Below are 23,111 nucleotides of genomic sequence, written 5' to 3'. Positions count from 1 at the left end.
CAGGCCGGGCCCGCTCCCGAAGGAGCGGGCCCGGCCGATCGGCGTGGCGGCGGCTCACCAGTCGCCGCCACCCCCGAAGTCCCCGCCGCCGCCGAAATCGCCACCACCGAAATCGCCGCCGCCGAAGCCGCCGAAGTCGTTGCTGTTGAAGTCGCCGCCGGAGTCGTCGCCGCCCTCGTAGCGCTCGTGACCACCGTCGAAGCCACCGTCGTAGCCGCCCTCGTAGCCCGGACCTGCCGCCCAGGCGCTGGGGCCGGAGAAGACCGAGCCGAGCATGGTGCCGACGAGCAGGCCCGGCAGCAGGCCGGAGCCGTAGCCGCCGAAGTAGCCGCCCGCCCACGGGCCGTAGGCCGGCCCCGCGTTCCAGTACGGCTGCGGCCCCTGGTCGGTCTGCACGGTGCGGATCGCCGGGTCGAGCCCGGTGGCCAGCCGCTGCGCGTCGGCCGCGCAGACCGGCACCGAGCGGGCGGCACCGTCCGCCGGAGCCCAGTCGGCGTCCTGCACCGAGGGCCCGTGCCGCGGGTCGAAGAAGCACGGCGGGCGGCGCTCCGGCAGCGCCCGGCCCGCGCGCCGGGCGGCCAGCGTGGCCAGCGAGAACCGGCCGTCCTCCAGCGCCTCGGTGACCGCCTTGACGTCCTCGGGGCGCTTGGCCTCGTCCATGCTGCGCTTGGCCCGCTCGTAGGCGTCCAGCGCGTGGGTGTAGTCGGCGCGCTGGACGTCGTCGGCACCGGCGGCCCCGGGGTTGAAGTCCAGCCGGTCCAGTTCCTCGCCGAAGGCGGTGATGTCCTCGTCGACCACGGTGCGCAGCGCACGCAGCTCGGCGGCCTGCTGCTCCTCCTTGCGCTTGCGGGCCCGGCGCAGCAGCAGGAAGCCGCCACCGGCGACCAGCGCGATGATCACCAGCGGCACCACGATCACGGCGGCGCTGATGCTGGAGTCCTTGGCGCCGGGCGCGTGACCCTTCACCTTGGGACCCGCGGTGGTGACGAAATCGGTCAGCGTCGCGTTGATGTCTCCGTGGTGGGAGTCGAACGAGGCCTGCGCGTAGTTGCGGGCGGTCTGCGCGTTCATCGCCGTGGGGTCGGTCCGCACGGCGAACTGGTCGCCGCGCCAGATGGCGTAGACCCCGGTGATCCCGGCCTTGGTGCGCAGGTCCTGAAAGACGTTCGCCGCCGGGTACTGGTCACTGGCCGGGACGACCGCGACCATGATCGGCTTGTCGGCGTCCTTGATCTTCTTGGTCAGGGCGTCGGCCTGGTCCTGGCTGAACCGGCCGGTCATCGCCGGGTCGACGTAGACCTTGCCGTGCTTGAGGGCGGCACCGGCATCGTCGAGCCCGCCCGCGGCGAAGGCCGAGCCGGGGATCAGCAGGAGCAGCAACCCCAGCAGCGTCGCCAGGGCCGCGGCCGGGCGCAGGGCCCCGGAGCGGCGAAGAACGATTCTCATGGTCCAGACGCTACCTGGCCGCAGATCGGACCAACGGGTACCAGCCGGGCATCGCGAGGGTGCGCGAATCGCCTGCGAGCCATCAACTCTCCGACTCGACAAGCTGGTTACCATGTCAACCAAGCCAGAACCAAAGTCACATCAAAACTTATTCTCTTACGCGAGCGTTACGTTCCCAGAAGCGCGGAACCGTCAAGGCTCCCGATGCCGTCCAAACGCTTGCTAGATTTCGCAACTGTCACACGCCGGCGGCCGTCGGCTAGACCGCCGGACACACCGGCCGACCGGACGAGGTAGGGGACATGGCAGGCCAGCGGGCGGGTTCGCCCATCGGCGAAGCACAGGACCAGGCGCACTCTCGAACCAGAGCGCGCGGTGCGCAGCTGCCATCCCCCAGACGCGGTGCCGACACCCCGCTGCCCGACCGGCCGTCCGCGGGCCGGGCCGCCGCCCGCTCCCGCGCCGGCGCACCCCGCAGCCGCCGGGCGACCCCCGGAGCGACCGCGCTGGCCGCGCTCGGCCTGCCCGTGATCGGTGCCTTCACCGACGAACTGCTCGGCTCCGCGCCGGGCGGCGTCTTCACCGTGCTCACCGTGCTCGGCACCGCCGCCGCGGCCTGGCTGGCCACCCGCAACGGCTGGTGGTGGGTGCTCACCGGGGTGGCACCGGTGGTGCTCGGCTGCACGGCCGGCGCCGAACTGCTCGCCCACCGGGACAAGTACGCCGACACCAAGTCGGTGGCGACCGGCGCGGCCAGGTGGGCCGTGCACGCCTTCCCCGTGATGGGCTGGGCGATCGGCGCCGCGGTGCTGGTGATCGTGCTGCGGCTGGTCCGGGAGAAGAACGCCCGCTCGAAGTCCGCGCGTGAGGGGCGCGGGCGGCAGAAGGAGAGTCGCCGTGGCTGACCGTCCAAGGGGCGAGCGCCGCCCGACCACCGGCAGGCCCAGGCCCAAGGCGAAGCCCAGGCGCCGCTCGCCGCTGCTGATCGCCGGTCGCACCATGGCCTGCGCCACCTCCCTCGCGGTGCTCGGCACCTGCGGCTTCACCTGGTACGCGTACACCTCGCTGACCAACGGCCTGACCACCTCCAGCGCACTGAGCGAGATCCGGAAGGGTGCGCCGCCGCACCTGGACAACTCGGTCAACCTGCTGCTGATCGGCCTGGACAGCCGCAAGGACATGAACGGCAACGACCTGCCGGGCGAGTTCGTCCAGGACGAGCTGCACGCCGGCTCCAGCAGCGACGTCGGGGGCTACAACACCAACACCCTGATGGTGATGCACATCCCGGCCAACGGCGGCCAGGTCACCGCGCTCTCCATCCCGCGCGACGACTGGGTGCAGACGGTCAGCGCCGACGGGAAGATGCACAAGATCAAGGAGGCCTACGGCATCGCCAAGGCCGCCTTCGAGGCCAAGAACGCGAGCAGGGGACTCTCCAAGGCGGACATGGAGCGGCAGAGCCGCGACGCGGGGCGCCGGGCCACCCTGGCCACCGTGCAGTCCTTCCTCGGCATCCCGATCGACCACTTCGCCGAAGTCAACCTCAAGGGCTTCTACGACATCGCGCAGGCCGTCGGCCCGGTCCAGGTCTGCCTGAAGAACGCCACCAAGGACCCGGCCATGGCGGGCCAGGGCTCGGGGGCCGACTTCACCAAGGGCATCAACACCCTCAACGCCTCCCAGGCCCTGTCCTTCGTGCGCCAGCGCCACAACCTGGCCGGCGGCGACTTCGACCGCACCCACCGCCAACAGGCCTTCATCTCCTCGGTGATCGCCAAGCTGAAGGCCGACGGGGTCATCGGCGACCTGGGGAAGATGCAGAAGCTCTTCGACGTGGTCAAGCAGGACGTGGTGATAGACGACCAGTGGAACGTGCTCGACTTCGCCCAGCAGGCGCCCAACCTGTCGGGCGGCCACGTCGAGGCGAACACGCTGCCGGTCGCCCAGCTCTCGAAGATCAACGGCCAGGACGTCAACATCGTCGACCCGGTGCAGATCAAGCGGATCGTCCAGCAGCTCACCGGGCACGACCCGGCGCCGGCCGACAACCCGGTGGCCGGCGGCGCAGCCCCGAGCCCGGCCCCCGCCGCGCCCAGCACCGCGCCGAGCCAGGCGCCCGACCCGGCGGCCAAGCTGACCGGGACGGTGGACGTGACCAACACCTCCACCGTCCCGCACGCCGCCGACACCGAGGCCAAGGCGCTGGCCGCGCTCGGTCTCACCGAGGGCCGCACCGCGCAGGGACCGCACCAGAGCAGGACCACGGTGACCTACGGCACGGGCGAGAAGGACGCGGCCGAACAGGTCGCCGCCCGCTACGGCGTCACCGCCGCGCCCAGCACCGGCGTGCGGGCCGGGCACATCCAGCTGACCCTGGGCACCGGTTTCACCCCGCCCGACGCCCCGGCCTCCCCGGCACCGGCCTCCCCGGCTCCGGCCGCTCCCGCCGCCGGCAGCTCGGCGCCGGCAGCCGATCCGGCGGCCGGACTCCCGATGCAGGGCAGTGCCGTGAAGATGGGCGGCATCCCGTGCGTCGACTGACCCGCGCCCTGGCTCCCCGGCCACGCGGCTGACCAGCGCGCACGACCGGGAGGGGGTTTCTCCAGACCCCCTCCCGCAGGGCATAGTGGACCCCATCCCGCCCCCCTGTGCTTGTCCGACAAGCCTTGCGCCTGCCGCCCCTCGATCGGAGTACATGTGATCATCGGCTTGGTGACCGCCGTCGCGGCCTCCACCTGCTACGGCCTCGGTTCGGTGCTGCAGGCGGTCGGCTCACGCCGCTCGGCCCGCGAGGAGCGGGAGTCCGAGCAGGCGCAGGTCACCGAGCACGGCGGACCGAGCCTCAGCTCCACCGCGAAGGCCGCGGTCACCTGGGAGTTCATCCTCGGCACCGTGCTCGACTTCGTCGGCTTCCTGCTCGGCGCGCTCTCCGCCCGGCTGCTGCCGCTCTTCCTCTCCCAGACGGTGATCAGCGCCAACCTGGTGATCACGGCGCTGTGCAGCATCAAGCTGCTCGGCATCCGGCTCAAGCGCCCGGAGTGGGCCTCGATCGGCGTGGTCTGCGGCGCGCTCGTGCTGCTCGCGCTGGCCGCCGGCCACGAGGGCACCGGGACCACGTCGATCGCCACCCACTGGTGGCTGCTGGGGATCTCCGTGGTGGTGATCGCCGGCGGCGCGGTGCTGGTGCGCCGGATGGGCACCAACGGGGCGATCGTGGCGGGCCTGCTCTCCGGTCTCGGCTTCGGCGCCCTGGGCATCGGGGTCCGGGTGCTGAACGGTGTGAACCCGCTCGACGTGGGTCAGCTGGTCAGCGACCCGGCGCTGTACGCGATCCTGGTCGGCGGCCTGGGCGGGATGTACCTGCACACGGTGGCGCTGCAGATCGGCTCGGTGAACGGCGCCACCGCCGCCCTGGTGGTCGGCGAGACGGTGGTCCCCGGCCTGGTCGGCGTCCTGTGGCTGGGCGACGCCACCCGGGAGGGGCTGGCCTGGCTCGGCGTGCTCGGCTTCGTGCTCGCGGTGGCCGGCGCGATGGCGGTGGCGCACTTCGGCGAGGGCGAGGGCGCGATCCAGCTGGAGGCCAAGGAGCACGAGGCGGCCCACCACTAGGCCGTGTCTCACACTTCCCGCCAGGCGCGCGAATTGTGAGACACGGCCTAGGCAGCGGTCCGGTCGGACCCGCTCAGCCGGCGGTACGCAGGCGCGGTACGCGCTGGCAGCGCGGGCAGAAGTAGCTGGAGCGGTTCATCCAGGCCGCGCGCCGGATCGGCGTGGCGCAGCGGTAGCAGGGCTGGCCCTCGCGGCCGTAGGCGTCCAGCGAGCGGGAGAAGTAGCCGCTCTCGCCGTTCACGTTGACGTAGAGGCTGTCGAAGCTGGTGCCGCCGACCGCGAGCGCCGCCGTCATCACCGCGCGGGCGTTGGCCAGCAGGGCCTCGGCCGACGGGCGGGTGAGGGTGTCGGTGGGGCGGTCGTAGTGCAGCTTGGAGCGCCACAGCGCCTCGTCGGCGTAGATGTTGCCGACTCCGCTGATCAGGCTCTGGTCGAGCAGGGCGCGCTTGACGGTGGTCCGCTTGGCGCGCAGCGCGAGGAGGAACGCGGCGTCGTCGAAGCGCGGATCGAGCGGATCGCGCGCGATGTGCGCGAGCGAGGCGGGCAGTTCATCGCCGTCCACCGGCGCCAGCGGTTCGACCGCGAGGTGGCCGAAGGTGCGCTGGTCGACGAAGCGCAGCTCGCGCCCGCCGTCGGTGAAGCGCAACCGGATCCGCAGATGCGTCTCGTCCGCGGTGACCGGGTCCTGGACGAGCAGTTGGCCGCTCATGCCGAGGTGCCCGAGCAGGGAGAACCCGCCGTCCGCGAAGGGCAGCCAGAGGTACTTGCCGCGCCGCTGCGCCTCGCCCAGGGTGACCCCGGCCAGGCGTGCCGCGAAATCGGCGGCGCCGGCCGGCTGCCGGCGCACCGCACGCGGGTGCAGCACCTGGGCCTCGGCGACGGTGCGACCGCTGACCCAGCGGGCCAGGCCGCGCCGAACCACCTCGACCTCTGGCAGCTCGGGCACGGTCGGTCAGCTCCTTCGGGCAGCGATGCTCACAGCGGCACCGGTGACGCCGGCTGTGGTCAGGCCGCGGGAGCGGCCGGGTCGCTGTACTTGGCCTTGATCGCCCGCCAGGCGCTCTCGGCCGCCTTCTGCTCGGCCTCCTTCTTGGAGCGGCCGGTGCCGCTGCCGAAGGCCTCGCCGGCCACCCGGGCAGCCGCGTTGAAGGTCTTCTCGTGGTCGGGACCGGACTCCTCGACCACGTACTCCGGCACGCCGATGCCCACCGAGGCGGTGAGCTCCTGCAGGCTGGTCTTCCAGTCCAGGCCGGCGCCCAGCTGCGAGGACTCCGCGATCAGCGGGTCGAAGAGCCGGTGGACGAACTCGGTCGCCGACTCCAGGCCCTGGTCCAGGTAGATGGCGCCGATCACGGCCTCGACGGTGTCCGCCAGGATCGAGGACTTGTCGCGACCGCCGGTGCCCTCCTCGCCCTTGCCGAGCCGGATGAAGGTGCCCAGTTCGAGACCGCGGCCGACCTCGGCCAGTGCGCGCGAATTGACCACCGCGGCACGCAGCTTGGCGAGCGTGCCCTCCGGCACATCCGGGTGGATGCGGTAGAGGGTGTCGGTCACCACCAGGCCCAGCACCGAGTCGCCGAGGAACTCCAGGCGCTCGTTGGTGGGCAGGCCGCCGTTCTCGTAGGCGAACGACCGGTGCGTCAGGGCACGTACCAGAAGGGCGCGCTCGAGTTGGTACCCGAGGCGCCCTTCCAGGACGTCGTATGCGGTCGAGGCCGGCCCGCCGCCCGGTTCACCCCCGCTTTTGCGAGGACCCGACTTGCGGGAGGCGTGAGCGTCCGACATCGATCCGTCCACCCCGCCGATCAGACCGAGAGGACCTGGCGACGGTTGTACGTGCCACAGCTCGGGCACGCGATGTGACCGAGCTTGGGCTCGTGGCAGCGGTCGCACGCCACGAGGGCCGGGACGACGGCCTTCCAGTTGCTACGGCGGTGGCGCGTGTTGCTGCGCGACATCTTCCGCTTCGGAACAGCCACGGCTACTTCTCCTGGTTCTCGGCGAGACCCTCACGGGTGTCGCTGTCCTTGTTCTCGTCACCCTCGTCGCCGGGGGCGGCGGAGAGTCCCTGCAGAGCCGCCCACCGGGGGTCGACGGCGTCGTGGTGGTGGTCCGGGTCGTCGCTGAGCCGCGCTCCGCACTCGGAGCACAGGCCCAGGCAGTCTTCCTGGCACACCGGCTGCAGCGGCAGTGCGAGCACCACCGCGTCACGCAGCACCGGCTGGAGGTCGAAGAAATCGCCCTCCAACCGGTAAGTCTCTTCGTCGTCCTCCTCGGACGACTCCTCCTGGGAGGGGGCCCGGCGGCCGCGCTCGTCGGTCTCGGGGTAGTAGTACAGCTCCTGGAACTCCACGTCGAGGTCGTCCTCGACGGGCTCCAGGCAGCGCACGCACTCACCGGTCACGTGGGCCTCGGCGGTGCCCGAGACGAGCACTCCCTCGACCACCGACTCCAGGCGCAGCTCCAGGGCCATCTCGCTACCGGTCGGAACGCCGATCACATCGACGATGCCGAGCCCCTCGGGCGCCTGGAGAGTGCGCTCGACCGTGCGCATCGAACCGGGGCGACGGCCGAGCTCATGCGTGTCGAACACGAGCGGGTCGCGGTGGTCGAGGCGGTTCACGGTTCCTGACTTCCTGGCGGCGGGCGCATCACTGCGCGGCGCGAGTAGTGGCTTGAGGGTCCGGCCCACCGCTGTCGCGCGGGCAGCCGAACAGTCCGGCAGCAGAGAGCCGGAGTGGTCAGCGTACCCGAGAGCGCGCTCAGGCCCAACTTCGCTCCCCCGGCGGACCGGGCTACCGGCCGCCGAGCTCCCGCAGCCTGGTCATGTCGATCATGCTGGTGTCGAAGAAGCTGGTCTCGTCCAGCGAGGCCGCGGCGGCGGGCGCCGGCGGCGCGGCAGGCTGCTGGTAGTAGCCGTGCTGCTCGTAGCCGGGCTGGGCCTGCGGGTAGCCGGGCTGCTGTTCCTGGTAGTAGCCGGCGGCGTACGGGTCACCGCCCTGCTGGCCCTGGTAGTACTGGCCCGCGTACGGGTCGCCGTGGCCGGTTGCCGGGTCGTAGCCGCCGCCGTAGGCGTCCTGGTAGCCGCCCTGCTGCGGTGCGTACGCCGCTGCCGCGGCCGGCTCGGCGTACTCCTGCCCGCCCGCGAAGCCCTCCTGGCCCGGGTAGGCCGGGGTGCTCTGGTAGACGCTCTCGCCGGGCGCCCCCTGCCAGGCCGGCTCGGCCGCGGGCTCCTGCGGCCAACTCTGCTGGACCGGGACCTCCTCGCGGTACCAGGGCTGCTCCTCCTGGTCGGTGGCGGCGAAGCCCGCCGCCACCGCCTCGGCGCGGTCCTTCTGCTGCTGGGCCTGGTCGGCGGCGGCCAGGTAGGCGCCCAGCTCGTCGATCGGGGCCTTGCCGAGCAGCTTGTCGCGGCCGCGGCCGACCGCCTCCAGGGTGCCGCCGAGCACCGCCTGCAGGGTGGCCAGCTTGGCGTCGACGTACTCGTCGACCTCCGGGCTGGGACTCGCCGCGGACTGGAACTCCTCGCCGTCCTCGATCTCCAGGCCGGCCGCCCCGCGCAGCTTGTCGCGGCCGCGGCCGACCGCGCCCAGCGTCTTGGTGAGGACCACCTCGAAGTTGGCCAGCTTGCTGTCGACGTAGTCGTCGGCCTCCTGGCGCTTGAGGCCGACCTCCTCGCGGGCCTCGGCGAGGATCCGGTCGGCCTCGGCCTGGGCCCGGCGGACCACCTCGGTGTCCGAGATCAGCGAGCCGCGCTCGGCGTGCGCGCCCTGGATGATCCGGTCCGCCTCGCCCCGCGCGTCGGCCACCACCTGCTCGTGGTCGGCCATCACGGACTGGGCCTGGGCGAGTTCGGCGGGCAGTTCCTCGCGCAGCCCCTGCAGCAGGGCCACCAGCTCGGCCCGGTTCACCACACAGGAGGCCGACATCGGCATCGCACGGGCGCTCTCGACCACGGCGATGATGTCGTCGACTTTCTTCTGCACGTCCACGGGGCTTCTGTCTTTCCGTGAGTACCGCGGGGCGGGACTACAGACTGTACGTCAGAATCCTCGGCGCCCTCGTCGCCCCTGGGCGCCCCCGTCGCCCCGCGGTCCCAGCCCCTCGGTGGCCCTAGCGGGCGGCCCGCTCGGCGATCCGCTCCACCAGGCGGCGGTGCACCACCGGGGGGATCAGGTGCGAGACGTCACCGCCGTAGGAGGCCACCTCCTTGACGAGGGTGGAGGACAGGAAGCTGTAGGTCGGCGAGGTCGGTACGAAGAGCGTCTCGACGCCGCTGAGGCCGCGGTTCATCTGGGCCATCTGCAGCTCGTAGTCGAAGTCGCTCACCGCGCGCAGGCCCTTGACGATGGCCGGGATGTCCCGTTCCCGGCAGAAGTCCACCAGCAGGCCCTGGTGCGACTCCACCACCACGTTGCCGTACGGCGCGCAGGTCTCCTCGATGAGGGCGATCCGCTCCTCGATGCTGAACAGGCCCTGCTTGTTCTTGTTGATCGCCACCGCGACGTGGACCACGTCGTAGAGCTTGGAGGCCCGCTCGATGATGTCGAGATGCCCGTTGGTGATCGGGTCGAAGGAACCCGGACAGACGGCGCGGCGCATTGCGGTGTGGCTCCCTTGTCGGCGGTGGTGTTGTCGGCAACAGCGGTGGGCGGCGGGGACCGCCCGGTCAGACGGCCTGGCCGTACCAGAGCGTGCCCTCGCCGTACCGGCGCGAGCGCAGCGCTTCGAAGCCCCCGGGCCAGACGAACTCGCCGCCCCGGGTGCTGCGTTCCACGGTGACGAGTCCCTCGTCCGTGAGCCAGCCCTGAGCCCGGAGTGTGATCAGCATCTCGCGCAGTTCCTCGTCCGTGACCGCGTAGGGCGGATCGAGGAAGAGCAGGTCGTAGGGCTGCGCCGGGGCCGGCCCGGCCAGCACCCGCTCGGCCCGCTCGCCGCGCACCTCGGCGCCGGGCAGCGCCACGGTCTTGACGTTGGCCCGGATCACCCGCGCCGCCGCGGCGTCCGCCTCCACCAGCAGCACGTGCGCGGCGCCCCGGGAGAGCGCCTCCAGGCCGACCGCGCCGGAGCCGGCGAACAGGTCGAGCATCCGGGCCCCGGCCAGGGTGCCGCGCAGCGACTCCAAGGTGGAGAACATCGCCTCGCGGGCCTTGTCGGACGTCGGGCGGGTGCCCCGGCCTGGCGGTACGGCCAGTCGACGGCCGCCGGCCGCTCCGGCGATGACGCGGGTCATGAGTCGTGGTTCCCTCTCTTGCTGGCGGTCACCACGCTATATGGACCGGCCCGCCCGATGTCCGCGGGGCAGCACGACGCGCTGCCCCGCGGACATAGGGCGGGACCGGGATCAGCAGGGGACGTGCCCTGGCGCTACTCCGGTGCGGCCGCGCCGAGCAGGGCCGGCGAGGCGTAGCGGGACCAGGACAGGCAGCCGTCGGGCGGGCAGTACTCGGGGCGGCGCGGGTCGTGCCCCAGCTCGCGCAGCTTGCTGCGCACGGAGTCCGGGGTGCGGCCGAACCGGGCGGCTATCCGGGCGATGGTCTCGCTCTCGTGGAACCGCCGGACCAGCTCCTCCTCGTGCTGCGGCACCCAGGGGGCGCCGTGGCCGGGGTAGAGCTCGCGCAGCACGTCGCGGTCGGGGATGGGCTCGGAGACGTCGGCGACGATCGCCAGGGCGCGCAGCGCGCGGTTGAGCGCGATCCGCAGGCTGGCGACGTCCTCCACCGGGAGGCGGAGCTTGCCGCTGGCCAGTGGGGCGGCGGCGGCGCCCTCGCGCCAGCCGGTCAGGGTGAGGGTGACCTCTCGGTCGTCGTCGCTGGCGAGTTCGATCCGGAAGACCTTGTCGCCCAGCGGGAGCTCGTTGAGATGACGGAATGCCATGGCAGGACCCCCAAGTGTCGCGCCAGGAGCGGAGCTTGACGCTCCGTCCTGAACACCTCCATTGTCGCGCGGGGCACTGACAGTCCGCGGGCCGCAGCCGGCGGCATCCGGGCAGCTCAGCCCTTGTCGAGATAGGCGGCGCGGTCCTCGTCGAGCAGGCCGGCCAGCGCCGCCCGCAGGTCCTGGTGGGCGTCGAGCTGCGGGTCGGCGGCCACCAGCGCGGTGGCCTCGGTGCGGGCCTCGGCGATGACGTCCTCGTCCTCGAGCACGGAGAGCACCTTGAGCGAGGACTTCACCCCGGACTGGGCCTGGCCGAGCACATCGCCCTCGCGGCGCTGCTCCAGGTCGATCCGGGAGAGCTCGAAGCCGTCCAGGGTGCCGGCCACCGCGTCCAGCCGGGCCCGGGCCGCGCTGCCCGCCGGCATCTCGCTGACCAGCAGGCACAGCCCCGGCGCACTGCCGCGCCCGACCCGGCCGCGCAGCTGGTGCAGCTGGGAGACCCCGAACCGGTCCGCGTCCATGATCACCATCGCGGTCGCGTTGGGCACGTTGACGCCGACCTCGATCACCGTGGTGGCGACCAGCACGTCGAGCTGTCCGGCCGTGAAGCGCCGCATCACGTCGTCCTTGGCCTCGGGCGCCAGCCGGCCGTGCAGGATCTCCACCCGCAGCCCGGCCAACGGGCCCTTGGCCAGCATCTCGGCCGTCTCCACCACGCTCAGCGGCGGCCGGCGCTCGTCAGTGGCCGCGCCCAGGTCCTCGGGGTCCTCGGCGGCGGCCTTGCGCTTCTTCTTCTCCGCCGGCTCCTCGGGCTCGTCGCCGATCCGCGGGCAGACCACGTAGGCCTGGTGCCCCTTGGCGACCTCCTCGCGGATCCGCTCCCAGGCGCGGGCCAGGAAGTTGGGCTTCTCCAGCGCGGGCACCACGTGGCTCACGATCGGCGAGCGACCGGCCGGAAGCTGGTCCAGGACCGAGGTCTCCAGGTCGCCGAAGACCGTCATCGCCACCGTGCGCGGGATCGGGGTGGCGGTCATCACCAGCAGGTGCGGCGGCGCTCCGCCCTTGGCGCGCAGCGCGTCGCGCTGCTCGACGCCGAAGCGGTGCTGCTCGTCCACCACCACCAGGCCGAGGTCCTGGAACTGCACCTTGTCCTCGATCAGCGCGTGGGTGCCGATCGCGATCCCGGCGTCGCCGCAGGCCATGTCGAGCAGCACCTGACGCCGGGCGGGCACGCCCATCGAACCGGTGAGCAGCGCCACCTTGGTGCCGTTCTCGGCGCCGCCGAGCATCCCGCCCTCGGCCAGCTCCCCCATCATCGCCACGATCGAGCGGTGGTGCTGCTGGGCCAGCACCTCGGTGGGCGCGAGCAGCACGGCCTGTCCGCCGGCGTCCACCACCGCGAGCATCGCGCGCAGCGCCACCAGCGTCTTACCGGAGCCGACCTCGCCCTGCAGCAGCCGGTGCATCGGGTGCTCGCCGGCCAGGTCCGCGAAGATCTCGGCGCCGACGTGTCGCTGGCCGGCCGTCAGCGTGAAGGGCAGCTTGGCGTCGAAGGCGTCCAGCAGGCCGCCGCCGCGCACCGGTCGGGGCACCGCCGGCAGCGCGTGGGCGGCGGCCCGGCGCTGGGCGAGGGCGACCTGGAGCACGAACGCCTCGTCCCAGCGCAGCCGGTCGCGGGCCCGCTCCAGCTCGGCCTGGTCGTGCGGCCGGTGGATCAGCTCCAGCGCCTCGGGCAGCGGCAGCAGCCCGCGCTCGGCGCGCAGCGCCTCGGGCAGCGGCTCGCCCACCGCGGCGAGGTGGGTGGTCAGTGCCATCTCGATCGCCAGCGAGAGCTTCCAGCTGGGCATCTGGGCACTGGCCGGATAGACCGGGATCATCCGCCCGGCGAACTGCTGCGCGGCCTGCGAGTCGGCGTCGTCGTCGAGCAACTGGTAGTCGGGCGAGGCCAGTTGGCGGCTCCGGTTGAAGACGCCCACCTTGCCGGCGAACAGCCCCTGCAGCCCCGGGCGCAGCTCCTTCTGCCGCCAGCCCTGGTTGAAGAAGACCAGCGAGAGCCGCCCGCGCCCGTCGGTGACCACCACTTCGAGGCGGTCGCCCTTGCGGCCCCGGAACGGGATCAGGGTGACCTTCTCGATCCGGGCGAGCACGGTGACGTGCTCGTCGACCTCCAGGTCGTCCAGGCTGGTCAGCTGGCCCCGCTCGGCATACCGGCGCGGGTAGTGGTGCAGCAGGTCGCCGACCGTGCGCAGCTTGAGGCTGTCGGCGAGCACCTTCGCGGTGCGGTCGCCGACCAGCTTGGTCAGGGGTTCGTCCAGTGCGGCCATCGGAACCTATTGGACACCACGGAGCCGACAGCCCGTGCTACTCCACCCCGATGAGCAGCGGCGCGCTCTCCCGGCCGCCCGCGAATACCACCGTGTCGACCTCCGGCCGCTGGCGCCGGGCGTGCGCCACCAGGTGCTCGGCGAGGCCGGGGTCGACGCCCTCGCCGAGCACCAGGGTGACCAGTTCGCCGCCGGCCGCGAGCATCCGGGAGAGCACCTCGGCGCCGGTCTGCGCGATGCCGGAGCCGATCACCGCCACGTCCCCGTCGATCAGGCCGAGCACGTCGCCGGCCTGGCAGACCCCGGCCATGGTCCAGGACTCGCCCTCGGCCACGGCCAGTTCGGCGTAGCGGGTGGCACCGGCGGCCGAGGTCATGGCGACCACGTCCTCGTCGAACCGGCGCCCCGCCTCGTGCACGGCCAGGGCGGCCAGCCCCTGCACCGGGGAGCGGGTGGGCAGCACCGCGATCCGCAGGCCCTCCTCGCGCAGCTGGTCGGCGGCCGCGCCCGCGCCGGCCCGCAGCTCGGGGTCGTTGAGCAGCACGATCACCTCCCGGGCGGCGCAGCGGCGCACCGCCTCGGCGAGTTCGGCGCTCGCGGGCGGCGCGTCCGGGGCCGCGGTCAGCACGGCCGCGCCGGCCGCACGGCACAGCTCGGCCAGCCCCGCCCCGGTGACGACGCTGAGCACGACCCGCTCCGCCGGCCCGTCGGGGAGGTCACCGGCCCCGGCGCCGCCCGCGGTGCCCCGCGCGCCGGCCCGGGCGGCGGCCTCGGCGAAGTGGGTGATCCGGATCTGGTGCGGGCGCCCGGCCCGCACGCCCGCCTCCACCGCCGCACCCGCGTCGTCCACGTGGACGTGGACGTTCCACAGCCCGTCGCCGCCGCCGACCACCAGCGAGTCGCCGAGCCCGGCCAGCGTGGCCCGCAGCTCGGGCAGGGCCCGGTCCGGGGCGTCCAGCAGGTAGATCACCTCGAAGGCGGGGTGGCCGGGCAGGCGCTCGGGCTCGACGCAGTGGTGCCCGCCGGCGGGCAGGTCCTCGCCGAGCGCGACCGGCCCCATCGGCTGCCGGCCCGCCACCGCGTCGGCCAGCGCGCCCAGCACGGCCACCAGGCCGCGTCCGCCGGCGTCCACCACCCCGGCCCGGGCCAGCACCGCGAGCTGCTCGGGGGTGCGCAGCAGTGCGCCGCGGGCCCCCTGGTGGGCGGCGGCGGCCACCTCGGCGAGCCCGCCGGCCGCCTGGTCGGCAGCTCCGGCGGCTGCCGCGGCGACCGTCAGCAGGGTGCCCTCCACCGGATCGAGCACCGCCTGGTAGGCCGCCTCGGCGCCGCGGGCGAGCGCCCGGCGCAGGTGCACGGGGCCTCCGCCCTGTGCGGCCAGGATCTCGGCGACCCCGCGCAGCAGCTGGGCCAGGATCACCCCGGAGTTGCCGCGCGCACCCAGCAGCGCGCCCTTGGCCATCGCCTTGACCGCGGTCGGCAGGCCGGGGGCGGCACCGGACTCGAAGCAGTGCTCCACGGCGGCGGTGGCGGACTCCACGGTGAGGAAGAGGTTGGTGCCGGTGTCCCCGTCCGGGACCGGGTAGACGTTGAGCGCGTCGATCTCCTCGCGGGCCTGGCCGAGGGCGGACAGCGCGAGGTGGCACCAGGTGCGGACGGCGGGGGCGTCGAGCGTCTCCAGCACCGGGTCTCCTCCAGGTGAACACGACGGGAACGGGCGGTGGGGCTGCTGGCAGGTTATCGGGGCGGCCGGCCGCGGACCGGGCGGCCTCGGGGGTGGCCGGGCGGGCGGATCCGGCGCCGAAAGGCCAGGCCGGACCGGGCCCGGCGGGGGCTTCGGGGCTGGTCACGAGGCCCGGCGATCAAGCCCCCGCGCATGGTAGTTTCGTGGAGCGGGAGTAGTCGATGTATGCTGCTCCGGTTGCCTGGAACAGTCCGGGCTTCCCCCCTTGACCCGACCCGGTCCACGTGAGTGGGCAGGATGGATCAGCCGGGGTTTCGAACGTAAATGATCTGAAGTCTTGGAGTGACTCCTGTGGCTGCCAACTGCGACGTCTGCGGCAAGGGGCCGGGCTTCGGCAACAACATCTCCCACTCGCACCGCCGTACCCGCCGTCGTTGGAACCCCAACATTCAGACGGTGCGCGCTGTGATCGGGCGGACGCCGAAGCGGCTCAACGTGTGCACCTCGTGCATCAAGGCCGGTAAGGTCTCGCGCTGACGCGCAGACCGGTGCGCCGGTCCTCCGGGCAGGCCGATCCATCCTCGGATGGATCGGCCTGTCTGCTTTTCTGCATCACCCCGTAGGGGCCCGGCCGCGGCCGGGCCCCTACGCGTTCAGCCGCGCCACCGCCAGCCGTGGTCCACCGGTCCGATGCCGGCGCCGAGCGCGAAGCCCGCCCGGATCGCGCCGGTGATGTACTCCTTGGCCGCCCCGACCGCCTCCGGCAGCTCGCGGCCCTTGGCCAGCTCGGCGGCGATCGCGCTGGCCAGCGTGCAGCCGGTGCCGTGGGTGTGCCGGTTGTCGTGGCGCGGGGCCCGGAACCAGTACTCCTCGCCGTCCCGGCCGGCCAGCAGGTCGGCCGCCGCACCGCTCAGGTGTCCGCCCTTGACCAGCACCCAGCGCGGGCCGAGCTCCAGCAGCGCATCGGCGGCCGGACGCATCTCGCCCTCCTCCAGCACCGTGATGCCGGTGAGCTGGGCCACCTCGTGCAGGTTGGGGGTGGCCAGCGTGGCCAGCGGCAGCAGCCGCTCGCGCAGCGTGGCCACCGCCTCGGCGGCGAGCAGCGCGTCGCCGTGCTTGGAGACCCCCACCGGGTCGATCACGATCGGCGCGTCGAGGCCGGTGAGCAGCTCGGCGACGGTCTCGACCAGCTCGATCGAGGCCAGCATGCCGGTCTTCACGGCCTGCACCCCGATGTCGTCCACCACGCTGCGGAACTGCGCCCGCACGGCCTCGGCGGGCAGCTCCCAGTAGCCCTGGACGCCGAGCGAGTTCTGTGCGGTGACGGCGGTGAGCACGCTCATCCCGTGCACGCCCAGCGCCAGCATGGTCTTCAGGTCGGCCTGGATGCCGGCACCGCCGCCGGAGTCGGAGCCGGCGATGGTCAGGACGCGCGGGGGTGCCGCGACGGGTGCTTCTTCGGACATGGGCCCAACCTACCCGGCCGGGCCGGGGGCGCTCAGAGCACCGCTTCCGATTCCGCCCAGCGGTCCGCGGGCACCGTCTTCAGCCGGGTGACCGCCTCGCCCACCGGGACCAGCCGGATGTCGTTGCCGCGCAGCGCGGTGAAGTGGCCGAAGGCGCCCTGGTGGACGGCCTCCACCGCGTGCCAGCCGAACCGGGTGGCGAGCACCCGGTCGCGGGCGGTGGGGGTGCCGCCGCGCTGGGTGTGCCCCAGGATCACCGGGCGGGCCTCCTTGCCGAGCAGGTCCTCCAGCTCGTGGGCGAGCCGGGTGCCGATGCCGCCGAAGGTCTGGTGGCCGAACTGGTCGACCGTGCCGTGGTCGAAGGGGAAGGTCCCGGGCATCGGCTTGGCGCCCTCGGCCACCGCGATGATGGCGAACTTCTTGCCGCGCGCGAAGCGCTCCTCGATCATCCGGGCCAGCGCCTCGATGTCGAAGGGCTTCTCCGGGATCAGGATGCCGTGCGCGCCGCCGGCCATGCCCGCGGTCAACGTGATCCAGCCGGTGTGGCGGCCCATCAGCTCGACCACCATGACCCGCTGGTGCGACTCGGCGGTGGTCTTCAACCGGTCGATCGCCTCGGTGGCCACGTGCACGGCGGTGTCGAAGCCGAAGGTGACGTCGGTGGCGTCGATGTCGTTGTCGATGGTCTTGGGCACCCCGACCACCGGGAGTCCGGCGTCGCTGAACATCTTGGCGGCGGTCAGCGTGCCCTCGCCGCCGATCGCGATCAGGGCGTCGATGCCGAGGTTGGCGGCGAGCGTGCGCGCGTTCTCGACGGCCCAGGCGATCCGCTCGCGCCGCACCCGGGCCGAGCCGAGCACGGTGCCGCCCAGGGTGAGCAGGCCGGTGACGTCGTCGTGGCCGACCACCCGGGCCCGGCCCTCGATCAGACCGAGGAACCCGTCCTCGATGCCGAGGATCTCGTCGCCGTGCACATCGAGACCGCGGTGCACCACCGAGCGGATCACCGCGTTGAGCCCGGGACAGTCGCCACCGCTGGTCAGCACACCGATACGCATGGTGGGCAGCCTACGCGGTGGCCGGTGCCCGATCGGGCGGCCGACACTCATTCGGCCGAGAAGTGGTCCCAGCCCGCCGTGCGCTCCCAGGGCGCGCCGTCCACGGTGACCCGGCCGCGCCCCTGGCCCCGGGCGGGGCCGGTGACGGTGCCGACCACCCGCCAGCGGGCGGGCAGCTGGACGCCGGGCGGGAAGGTCGCCACGATCGCGTGGTCCTCGCCCCCGGAGAGCACCCAGACCAGCGGGTCCACGCCGACCGCCTGCCCGATGTCGGCCATCTGCGCCGGCACGTCGAAGTCGGCGGCGCGCAGGTCGATGTCCACCCCACTGGCCGTGGCGACATGGCCGAGGTCGGCGACCAGGCCGTCGCTCACGTCGATCATCGAGGTGGCGCCCAGCTCGGCGGCGGCCGGGCCCGCGTGGTACGGCGGCTCGGGACGGCGGTGCGCCTCGACGAAGGCGCGCGGCGAGCGGAAGCCGCGGGAGAGCACGGTCAGGCCGGCCGCCGACCAGCCGAGCCAGCCGGTCACGGCCACCACGTCACCCGGTTGGGCGCCCGAACGGCGCACCGGATCCCGGCCCTGCAGGTCGCCGAGGGCGGTGATGGCCAGCGTGATGGTCTCGCCGCGCACCACGTCGCCGCCGACCACCCCGGCGCCGGCCACCTGGCACTCGTCGCGCAGACCGTCCATCAGTTCGGTGGCCCAGGTGGTCGGGAGGTCGGCGGGTACCACCAGGCCCAGCAGTATCGCGGTGGGCACCGCACCCATCGCGGCGACGTCGGCGAGGTTCTGGGCGGCCGACTTGCGGCCCACGTCGTAGGCGGTGGACCAGTCGCGGCGGAAGTGGCGGCCCTCGATCAGCACGTCGGTGGTGGCGACCACCCGCTTGTCCGGTGCCTGGACCACGGCCGCGTCATCCCCGGGGCCCAGCTCCACCGCAGAGGTGAGCGGCAGCCGGGCGGTGAGCTCCCGGATGAGGCCGAACTCGCCGAGCTCGCCCACGGTCCCCTGCATGTGCCGTCCTCTCCCGAAGCCCGAATCCCGGACCAGCCGGGAGGGCGCGGTGCGCGCCCCGCGCGAAGCGTACGCCCACGGCCCGGTCCCGGGTCTCCCCTCCCGGGCCCGGTGCGCGGTAGCGTGGTGATCCAGTCTTTTGCGGCGCGCCCGCCCCACCACCCGATCTCCGCGCGGGTCGCGCCCCCTTACCCGTGGCCGCCAGTGTCGTCGCGCCACCACCCCGAGCCGCCGGGAGGTCCTCCGTGGTACAGGCATACATCCTGATCCAGACCGAAGTAGGCAAGGCCACCGCCGTGGCCGAGGCCATCTCCAAGATCGAGGGAGTCATCCAGGCCGAGGACGTCACCGGCCCCTATGACGTGATCGTGCGGGCCGAGGCCACCACGGTGGACGACCTGGGCAGGCTGGTGGTCGCGCAGATCCAGCAGGTCGACGGCATCACCCGAACGCTGACCTGTCCGGTGGTGCATCTGTAGTCCGGCCCGCCGGACCGCAAAGCCGGTGCCGCCCCCACCCAGGTGGGGGCGGCACCGGCTTCTTCGGCTCAGCGCAGCCCGGTGGAGCGGCGCAGCGCGCCCTGCAGCAGGCGGTCGATCAGCTCGGGGTAGGACACCCCGGTGGCCTCCCACATCTTGGGGAAGGCCGAGATGGGGGTGAAGCCGGGCATGGTGTTGATCTCGTTGACCACCCAGCGGCCGTCGTCGAGCAGGAAGAAGTCCACCCGGGCGAGACCCTCGCAGCTGAGCGCGTCGAAGGCGGTGACGGCCTGCGCGCGGATCGCGGCGGTCTCCTGCTCGGTCAGCTGGGCCGGGATCCGCACCTCGGAGGAGTCGATGTACTTGGCCTCGAAGTCGTAGAACTCGAAGCCCTCGCCGACCAGCACCTCGGCCGGCAGGCTGGCCCGCGGACCGTCCTCGAACTCCAGCACCGCGCACTCGAGCTCGCGGCCGTTGAGCATCGCCTCGACGATCACCTTCGGGTCGTGCCGGCGGGCCTCCTCGATCGCCGCGTCCAGCTCGGCCGCGTCCTTGACCTTGGTGATCCCGATGCTGGAACCGGCCCGGCAGGGCTTGACGAAGACCGGCAGGCCCAGCGCCGCGATCCGCTCACGGGCGGCGGCACGGCCCGCCTCGCTCTCCCAGTCGCGCGGGCGCACCACGGTGTAGGGGCCCACGCCGAGGCCGAAGGACTCGAGCACCCGCTTGGTGTACTCCTTGTCCATGCCGACCGAGCTGGCCAGCACGCCGGAGCCGACGTAGGGCACGCCGGAGAGCTCCAGCAGCCCCTGCAGCGTGCCGTCCTCGCCCCACGGGCCGTGCAGCAGCGGCAGCACCACGTCGACCTCGCCGAGCGCCTTGGGCGCGCTGCCCGGCTCGCTCCACACCACCTCGCGCGAGACGGGGCTGGCCGGCAGCGCGAGCTGGCCCTCGGTGGACTCGGCGATCTGCTCGACGTCGGGCATCCGCCCGTCGCTGATAGCCATCCGGGCCGGCTCGTCGGCGACCAGCGCCCAGCGGCCCTCCTGGGTGATGCCGATCGGCAGCACCTCGTACCGGCTCCGGTCGATCGCCCGGAGCACGCTGGCGGCCGTGACCACCGAGACGCCGTGCTCGGATGAGCGGCCGCCGAAGACGATCGCGACGCGCGGCTTCGCCGCCTGGTTCGGGGAGGTCGATTCGATGCTCATATCGAGGGTGAGACTACCTTGCGAGTTCCGTGGTTCCCGGTCAGCGGCGCTCGGGGCCCGCGGAGCGTCCCATCAGGTCCTTGAGCACCTGCTGGGTGGGGCGCCCGTTGTGCACCACCTCGACCACGGCCGCGACGATCGGCATGTCGACGCCGTTGCGCCGGGCCAGGTCGAGCACCGACTCGCAGGACTTGACGCCCTCGGCGGTCTGCTTGGTGGCGGCGATCACCTGTTCCAGGGTCATCCCCTTGCCGAGGTTGAACCCGAAGGTGTGGTTGCGGGAGAGCGGCGAGGAGCAGGTGGCCACCAGGTCGCCCATGCCGGCCAGGCCCGCGAAGGTGTGCGGGTCGGCGCCCAGCCGCTCGCCGAGCCGGGTGATCTCGGCCAGACCGCGGGTCATCAGGGTGGCCTTGGTGTTGTCGCCCAGGCCCATCCCGTCGGCCATCCCGACCGCCAGGCCGATCACGTTCTTCACCGCGCCGCCCAGCTCGCAGCCGATCACGTCGGTGTTGGTGTACGGGCGGAAGTACGGTGTGTGGCAGGCCTGCTGGAGCCGCTTGGCGACCGCCTCGTCGGCGCAGGCGACCACGCTGGCGGCCGGCTGGCGCTTGGCGATCTCCGGTGCCAGGTTGGGCCCGGAGACCACGGCGACCCGCTCCGGACCGACCCCGGCGACCTCGCGGATCACCTCGGTCATCCGCTTGGCGGTGCCCAGTTCGATGCCCTTCATCAGGCTCACCAGGACGGTGTCCGGGCCGATCAGCGGCTTCCAGGCGGCCAGGTTCTCGCGCAGCGTCTGGGACGGCACGGCGAGCACCGCGAAGTCGGCCCCGGCCAGCGCGGCGGCGGCGTCGGTGGTCGGCACGACCGCCTCGGGCAGCACGATGCCGGGCAGGTACTCGGGGTTGGTGCGGGTGGCCGCGATGGTGTCGACCAGCTCCTTGCGGCGGCCCCAGAGCGCGACCTCACAGCCGGCGTCGGCCAGGATCATCGCGAAGGGGGTGCCCCAGGAACCGGTGCCGAAGACGGCGCAGCGGGTCATCGCTCGCTCCCGTTCTGCTCGTCGGTGCGGGTTTCGTTGTCGGTGGCGGCCCCGGCGCTCTGCTGCCCGGCCGCGCTCCGCCCGGCCGCCGAGTGCTGGGCGCGGGCCTCGCCGGCCCGGGCCGCGCGGCGGTCGCGGGCGTCCTTGCGCAGGTCGAAGCGCTCGGCGGGCGGCCGCTCGCCGCGGATCTGGGCGAGCACCTCGGTGATCGCGTCCATGATGTCCTCGGTGGCCTCGCGCAGCACCTGACTGGTCAGCTCCTTGCCCTGGTAGCGGCTCAGGTCGACCGGCGGACCGGCCGCCACCACCACCTTCTTGCGCGGGAACAGGCTCACCTTGGCCGACCGCCCGCCCAGGCCCTTGCCGTACGGCGGGACGATCTCGTGCGCGCCCCAGTGCGCCACCGGGATCACCGGCGCGCCGGTCATCAGCGCCACCCGGGCCGCCCCGCTCTTGCCGGTCATCGGCCACAGCTCCGGATCGCGGGTGATGGTGCCCTCCGGATAGAACTGCACCACCTGGCCGCTGTTGACCGCGTCGATCGCGGCACGGAAGGCCATCGCGGCGTCCGTGGAGTCGCGGTAGACCGGGATCTGACCGGTCTTGCGGAGCATGAAACCGATGAACGGCACCTTGAAGAGGGAGGACTTGCCCAGGATCCGCGGCGGCCGGCCGCTGTTGTACTGCCAGTGCGCGTAGACCACCGGGTCGATCACCGAGTTGTGGTTCACCACCGCCAGGTAGCCGCCCTCCTTGGGCAGGTTCTCCCAGCCACGCCAGTCGGGCTTCACCAGAGCGGTCGTCACCGGCTTCACCAGGACCGCGGCGAAGCGGTACCAGATTCCGTAGTCGGCGTTGCCGAAACTGGCGTACGAGCGGCGGGCCACCCCAGGTCCTCCATCGTGTCGCGCGGCACAAGGGGTGCCGCGACCGTCGTCCATCGCATGATCACATCCGGGCGCCCCGGCCCAGCGGACCGGCAAACCCTGGTCATCCTCGCCCTGCTGACCGGCCGTGTCGAGCAGGGCCGGGCGCGGGTCGGCACCGAGTGACCAATCGCACGCCGGCGCCGGGAGGCGCTCTGGCGGAGCCTGACGGACCGAAGCGAGAATGACATCGATGACCGAGCACACCGTACGCCCCATCCGGCCCGCGCAGCTCCGGACCGCACAGGTCCCGCCCGCGCCGCTCGCACCGGCGCAGCCGGCCCGCGCGCGAGCGGGACGATCGGCCGCGTGGAGCCTGGTGCTGCCGCTGAAGCCGCTGGCGCTGGCCAAGAGCCGGCTCGACCCGTACGCCGGAGCGCACCGGGCCGACCTCGCGCTGGCGTTCGCCCTGGACACCGTGACGGCCGCGCTGAACTGCCCGGCGGTGGCGCAGGTTCTGGTGGTCTCGCGGGACCCGGTGGCCGGTCCGCGGCTGGCGGGCCTCGGCGCGGTCCTGGTCACCGACGAGCCCACCGGGCACCCGGGCGAGGGCCTCAATCCCGCACTGGCGCACGGCGCGGCACACGCGCGGCGGCTACGGCCCGACGCGCCCCTGGCGGCGCTCTCCGCGGACCTGCCCGCGCTGCGGCCGGCCGAACTGGCCCGCGTGCTGGGCGCGGTACCGGCCGGGGCGCGCGCCTTCCTGGCGGACGCCCCCGGGCAGGGCACCACGCTACTGGCCTGTGCGGCCGGCCGGCAGTTGGAGCCGGCCTTCGGTGGCGCCTCCCGGCAGCGGCACGCGCTCGGGGGCGCGCTCGAACTCGCGCTGCCCGACGTGCCGTCGGTGCGCCGGGACGTGGACACCGGGGCCGACCTGGCCGAGGCGCTGCTGCTCGGGGTCGGACCGCACACCCGGCGGGTGGCGGCGGCGCTGGTCTAGGGCTGGGGCGGGCCGCGCTCCCCCGCTCTATGC

At 73.2% G+C, this 23,111-nt stretch carries 23 protein-coding genes; 6 read left to right on the top strand and 17 right to left on the bottom strand.

Going from position 1 to position 23,111, the window contains the following annotated elements:
- Positions 1 to 54: 54 nt before the first annotated feature.
- Positions 55 to 1,446 (bottom strand): hypothetical protein, encoded by a 1,392-nt coding sequence (locus OG500_RS25140; protein ID WP_329583577.1) that lies wholly within the window; start codon positions 1,444 to 1,446, stop codon positions 55 to 57.
- A gap of 302 nt (positions 1,447 to 1,748) precedes the next feature.
- Here OG500_RS25140 and OG500_RS25135 point away from each other — a divergent pair, with 302 nt between their 5' ends.
- The 3 genes from OG500_RS25135 to OG500_RS25125 all read left to right on the top strand — a co-directional run bounded on the left by OG500_RS25135 (position 1,749) and on the right by OG500_RS25125 (position 5,058).
- On the top strand, positions 1,749 to 2,351 hold the full coding sequence (locus OG500_RS25135) for a DUF6542 domain-containing protein (RefSeq protein WP_329583573.1): 603 nt from the start codon (positions 1,749 to 1,751) through the stop codon (positions 2,349 to 2,351).
- On the top strand, positions 2,344 to 3,990 hold the full coding sequence (locus OG500_RS25130) for an LCP family protein (RefSeq protein ID WP_327069081.1): 1,647 nt from the start codon (positions 2,344 to 2,346) through the stop codon (positions 3,988 to 3,990). Before OG500_RS25135 ends, OG500_RS25130 begins: the two co-directional genes overlap by 8 nt.
- A 156-nt stretch (positions 3,991 to 4,146) precedes the next feature.
- The gene (locus OG500_RS25125; RefSeq protein ID WP_327069080.1) at positions 4,147 to 5,058 is read left to right on the top strand and encodes a hypothetical protein; all 912 of its coding nucleotides are present in this window, start codon (positions 4,147 to 4,149) and stop codon (positions 5,056 to 5,058) included.
- A gap of 73 nt (positions 5,059 to 5,131) precedes the next feature.
- Here OG500_RS25125 and mutM read toward each other — a convergent pair whose 3' ends face one another.
- The 10 genes from mutM to OG500_RS25075 form a co-directional block, all read right to left on the bottom strand.
- Positions 5,132 to 6,004 carry a bifunctional DNA-formamidopyrimidine glycosylase/DNA-(apurinic or apyrimidinic site) lyase gene (gene mutM / locus OG500_RS25120; RefSeq protein WP_327069079.1) on the bottom strand — a complete coding sequence of 291 codons (873 nt, stop codon included), beginning with the start codon at positions 6,002 to 6,004 and terminating at the stop codon, positions 5,132 to 5,134.
- A gap of 59 nt (positions 6,005 to 6,063) precedes the next feature.
- Entirely contained in the window at positions 6,064 to 6,843 is a 780-nt protein-coding gene (rnc, locus tag OG500_RS25115) for a ribonuclease III (protein WP_327069078.1), read from the bottom strand.
- A gap of 20 nt (positions 6,844 to 6,863) precedes the next feature.
- Positions 6,864 to 7,037, bottom strand: a complete 174-nt coding sequence (gene rpmF, locus OG500_RS25110; RefSeq protein WP_030056747.1) for a 50S ribosomal protein L32 — start codon at positions 7,035 to 7,037, stop codon at positions 6,864 to 6,866.
- A gap of 2 nt (positions 7,038 to 7,039) precedes the next feature.
- On the bottom strand, positions 7,040 to 7,681 hold the full coding sequence (locus OG500_RS25105; RefSeq protein ID WP_327069077.1) for a YceD family protein: 642 nt from the start codon (positions 7,679 to 7,681) through the stop codon (positions 7,040 to 7,042).
- A 172-nt stretch (positions 7,682 to 7,853) separates the two neighbouring features.
- Positions 7,854 to 9,044, bottom strand: a complete 1,191-nt coding sequence (locus OG500_RS25100) for a cell division initiation protein (protein WP_442789223.1) — start codon at positions 9,042 to 9,044, stop codon at positions 7,854 to 7,856.
- Positions 9,045 to 9,171: 127 nt separating this feature from the next.
- The gene (gene coaD / locus OG500_RS25095) at positions 9,172 to 9,660 is read right to left on the bottom strand and encodes a pantetheine-phosphate adenylyltransferase (RefSeq protein ID WP_327069075.1); all 489 of its coding nucleotides are present in this window, start codon (positions 9,658 to 9,660) and stop codon (positions 9,172 to 9,174) included.
- A 67-nt stretch (positions 9,661 to 9,727) separates the two neighbouring features.
- Complete coding sequence (rsmD, locus tag OG500_RS25090) at positions 9,728 to 10,291, bottom strand: 16S rRNA (guanine(966)-N(2))-methyltransferase RsmD (RefSeq protein WP_327069074.1); 564 nt, start codon at positions 10,289 to 10,291, stop codon at positions 9,728 to 9,730.
- 134 nt (positions 10,292 to 10,425) lie between these two features.
- Positions 10,426 to 10,935 carry a hypothetical protein gene (locus OG500_RS25085; protein ID WP_327069073.1) on the bottom strand — a complete coding sequence of 170 codons (510 nt, stop codon included), beginning with the start codon at positions 10,933 to 10,935 and terminating at the stop codon, positions 10,426 to 10,428.
- 116 nt (positions 10,936 to 11,051) lie between these two features.
- Positions 11,052 to 13,259, bottom strand: a complete 2,208-nt coding sequence (gene recG, locus OG500_RS25080; RefSeq protein WP_327069072.1) for an ATP-dependent DNA helicase RecG — start codon at positions 13,257 to 13,259, stop codon at positions 11,052 to 11,054.
- A gap of 37 nt (positions 13,260 to 13,296) precedes the next feature.
- The gene (locus OG500_RS25075; protein WP_327069071.1) at positions 13,297 to 14,940 is read right to left on the bottom strand and encodes a DAK2 domain-containing protein; all 1,644 of its coding nucleotides are present in this window, start codon (positions 14,938 to 14,940) and stop codon (positions 13,297 to 13,299) included.
- A 351-nt stretch (positions 14,941 to 15,291) separates the two neighbouring features.
- On the opposite strand from OG500_RS25075, the gene rpmB reads away from it, so the two are divergent.
- The gene (rpmB, locus tag OG500_RS25070) at positions 15,292 to 15,477 is read left to right on the top strand and encodes a 50S ribosomal protein L28 (protein WP_035846000.1); all 186 of its coding nucleotides are present in this window, start codon (positions 15,292 to 15,294) and stop codon (positions 15,475 to 15,477) included.
- A 116-nt stretch (positions 15,478 to 15,593) separates the two neighbouring features.
- On the opposite strand, the gene thiD is transcribed toward rpmB, so the two are convergent.
- From thiD to OG500_RS25055, 3 genes are read right to left on the bottom strand one after another with little or no spacing between them, the layout of a single operon-like run.
- The gene (thiD, locus tag OG500_RS25065) at positions 15,594 to 16,406 is read right to left on the bottom strand and encodes a bifunctional hydroxymethylpyrimidine kinase/phosphomethylpyrimidine kinase (protein WP_329583566.1); all 813 of its coding nucleotides are present in this window, start codon (positions 16,404 to 16,406) and stop codon (positions 15,594 to 15,596) included.
- 32 nt (positions 16,407 to 16,438) lie between these two features.
- The gene (locus OG500_RS25060; RefSeq protein ID WP_327069069.1) at positions 16,439 to 17,464 is read right to left on the bottom strand and encodes an ATP-dependent 6-phosphofructokinase; all 1,026 of its coding nucleotides are present in this window, start codon (positions 17,462 to 17,464) and stop codon (positions 16,439 to 16,441) included.
- Between the two features lie 47 nt (positions 17,465 to 17,511).
- Entirely contained in the window at positions 17,512 to 18,480 is a 969-nt protein-coding gene (locus tag OG500_RS25055) for a thiamine-phosphate kinase (protein WP_327069068.1), read from the bottom strand.
- A 245-nt stretch (positions 18,481 to 18,725) separates the two neighbouring features.
- Between OG500_RS25055 and OG500_RS25050 the strand changes: the two genes are divergently transcribed.
- On the top strand, positions 18,726 to 18,959 hold the full coding sequence (locus tag OG500_RS25050; RefSeq protein WP_327069067.1) for an Lrp/AsnC family transcriptional regulator: 234 nt from the start codon (positions 18,726 to 18,728) through the stop codon (positions 18,957 to 18,959).
- Between the two features lie 68 nt (positions 18,960 to 19,027).
- Here the strand turns inward: OG500_RS25050 and OG500_RS25045 are convergent, their stop codons facing one another.
- From OG500_RS25045 to OG500_RS25035, 3 genes are read right to left on the bottom strand one after another with little or no spacing between them, the layout of a single operon-like run.
- Positions 19,028 to 20,170 carry a D-alanine--D-alanine ligase family protein gene (locus tag OG500_RS25045; RefSeq protein ID WP_327069066.1) on the bottom strand — a complete coding sequence of 381 codons (1,143 nt, stop codon included), beginning with the start codon at positions 20,168 to 20,170 and terminating at the stop codon, positions 19,028 to 19,030.
- 40 nt (positions 20,171 to 20,210) lie between these two features.
- The gene (locus OG500_RS25040; RefSeq protein ID WP_327069065.1) at positions 20,211 to 21,212 is read right to left on the bottom strand and encodes an NAD(P)H-dependent glycerol-3-phosphate dehydrogenase; all 1,002 of its coding nucleotides are present in this window, start codon (positions 21,210 to 21,212) and stop codon (positions 20,211 to 20,213) included.
- Positions 21,209 to 22,099 carry a lysophospholipid acyltransferase family protein gene (locus OG500_RS25035; protein ID WP_327069064.1) on the bottom strand — a complete coding sequence of 297 codons (891 nt, stop codon included), beginning with the start codon at positions 22,097 to 22,099 and terminating at the stop codon, positions 21,209 to 21,211. Before OG500_RS25035 ends, OG500_RS25040 begins: the two co-directional genes overlap by 4 nt.
- Before the next feature lie 232 nt (positions 22,100 to 22,331).
- On the opposite strand from OG500_RS25035, the gene cofC reads away from it, so the two are divergent.
- Positions 22,332 to 23,078: a 2-phospho-L-lactate guanylyltransferase gene (gene cofC / locus OG500_RS25030; protein WP_327069063.1), complete on the top strand. Its 747-nt coding sequence runs from the start codon at positions 22,332 to 22,334 to the stop codon at positions 23,076 to 23,078.
- The last annotated feature ends 33 nt before the right edge of the window (positions 23,079 to 23,111 follow it).

The sequence above is a fragment of the Kitasatospora sp. NBC_01250 genome (assembly GCF_036226465.1).
Taxonomy (GTDB): Bacteria; Actinomycetota; Actinomycetes; order Streptomycetales; family Streptomycetaceae; genus Kitasatospora.
Note: the sequence above shows the minus strand (reverse complement) of the source record. Positions and strands in the feature narration are given on the sequence as shown.

Bases quoted from the DNA above. Each gene is read 5' to 3' on its own strand.
- recG (WP_327069072.1), bottom strand. From the start codon at position 13,259: ATGGCCGCACTGGACGAACCCCTGACCAAGCTGGTCGGCGACCGCACC.
- OG500_RS25140 (WP_329583577.1), bottom strand. From the start codon at position 1,446: ATGAGAATCGTTCTTCGCCGCTCCGGGGCCCTGCGCCCGGCCGCGGCC.
- OG500_RS25135 (WP_329583573.1), top strand. From the start codon at position 1,749: ATGGCAGGCCAGCGGGCGGGTTCGCCCATCGGCGAAGCACAGGACCAG.
- OG500_RS25055 (WP_327069068.1), bottom strand. From the start codon at position 18,480: ATGCAGGGGACCGTGGGCGAGCTCGGCGAGTTCGGCCTCATCCGGGAG.
- OG500_RS25040 (WP_327069065.1), bottom strand. From the start codon at position 21,212: ATGACCCGCTGCGCCGTCTTCGGCACCGGTTCCTGGGGCACCCCCTTC.
- rnc (WP_327069078.1), bottom strand. From the start codon at position 6,843: ATGTCGGACGCTCACGCCTCCCGCAAGTCGGGTCCTCGCAAAAGCGGG.
- coaD (WP_327069075.1), bottom strand. From the start codon at position 9,660: ATGCGCCGCGCCGTCTGTCCGGGTTCCTTCGACCCGATCACCAACGGG.
- OG500_RS25045 (WP_327069066.1), bottom strand. From the start codon at position 20,170: ATGAGCATCGAATCGACCTCCCCGAACCAGGCGGCGAAGCCGCGCGTC.
- rsmD (WP_327069074.1), bottom strand. From the start codon at position 10,291: ATGACCCGCGTCATCGCCGGAGCGGCCGGCGGCCGTCGACTGGCCGTA.
- OG500_RS25060 (WP_327069069.1), bottom strand. From the start codon at position 17,464: ATGCGTATCGGTGTGCTGACCAGCGGTGGCGACTGTCCCGGGCTCAAC.
- OG500_RS25085 (WP_327069073.1), bottom strand. From the start codon at position 10,935: ATGGCATTCCGTCATCTCAACGAGCTCCCGCTGGGCGACAAGGTCTTC.
- cofC (WP_327069063.1), top strand. From the start codon at position 22,332: ATGACCGAGCACACCGTACGCCCCATCCGGCCCGCGCAGCTCCGGACC.
- thiD (WP_329583566.1), bottom strand. From the start codon at position 16,406: ATGTCCGAAGAAGCACCCGTCGCGGCACCCCCGCGCGTCCTGACCATC.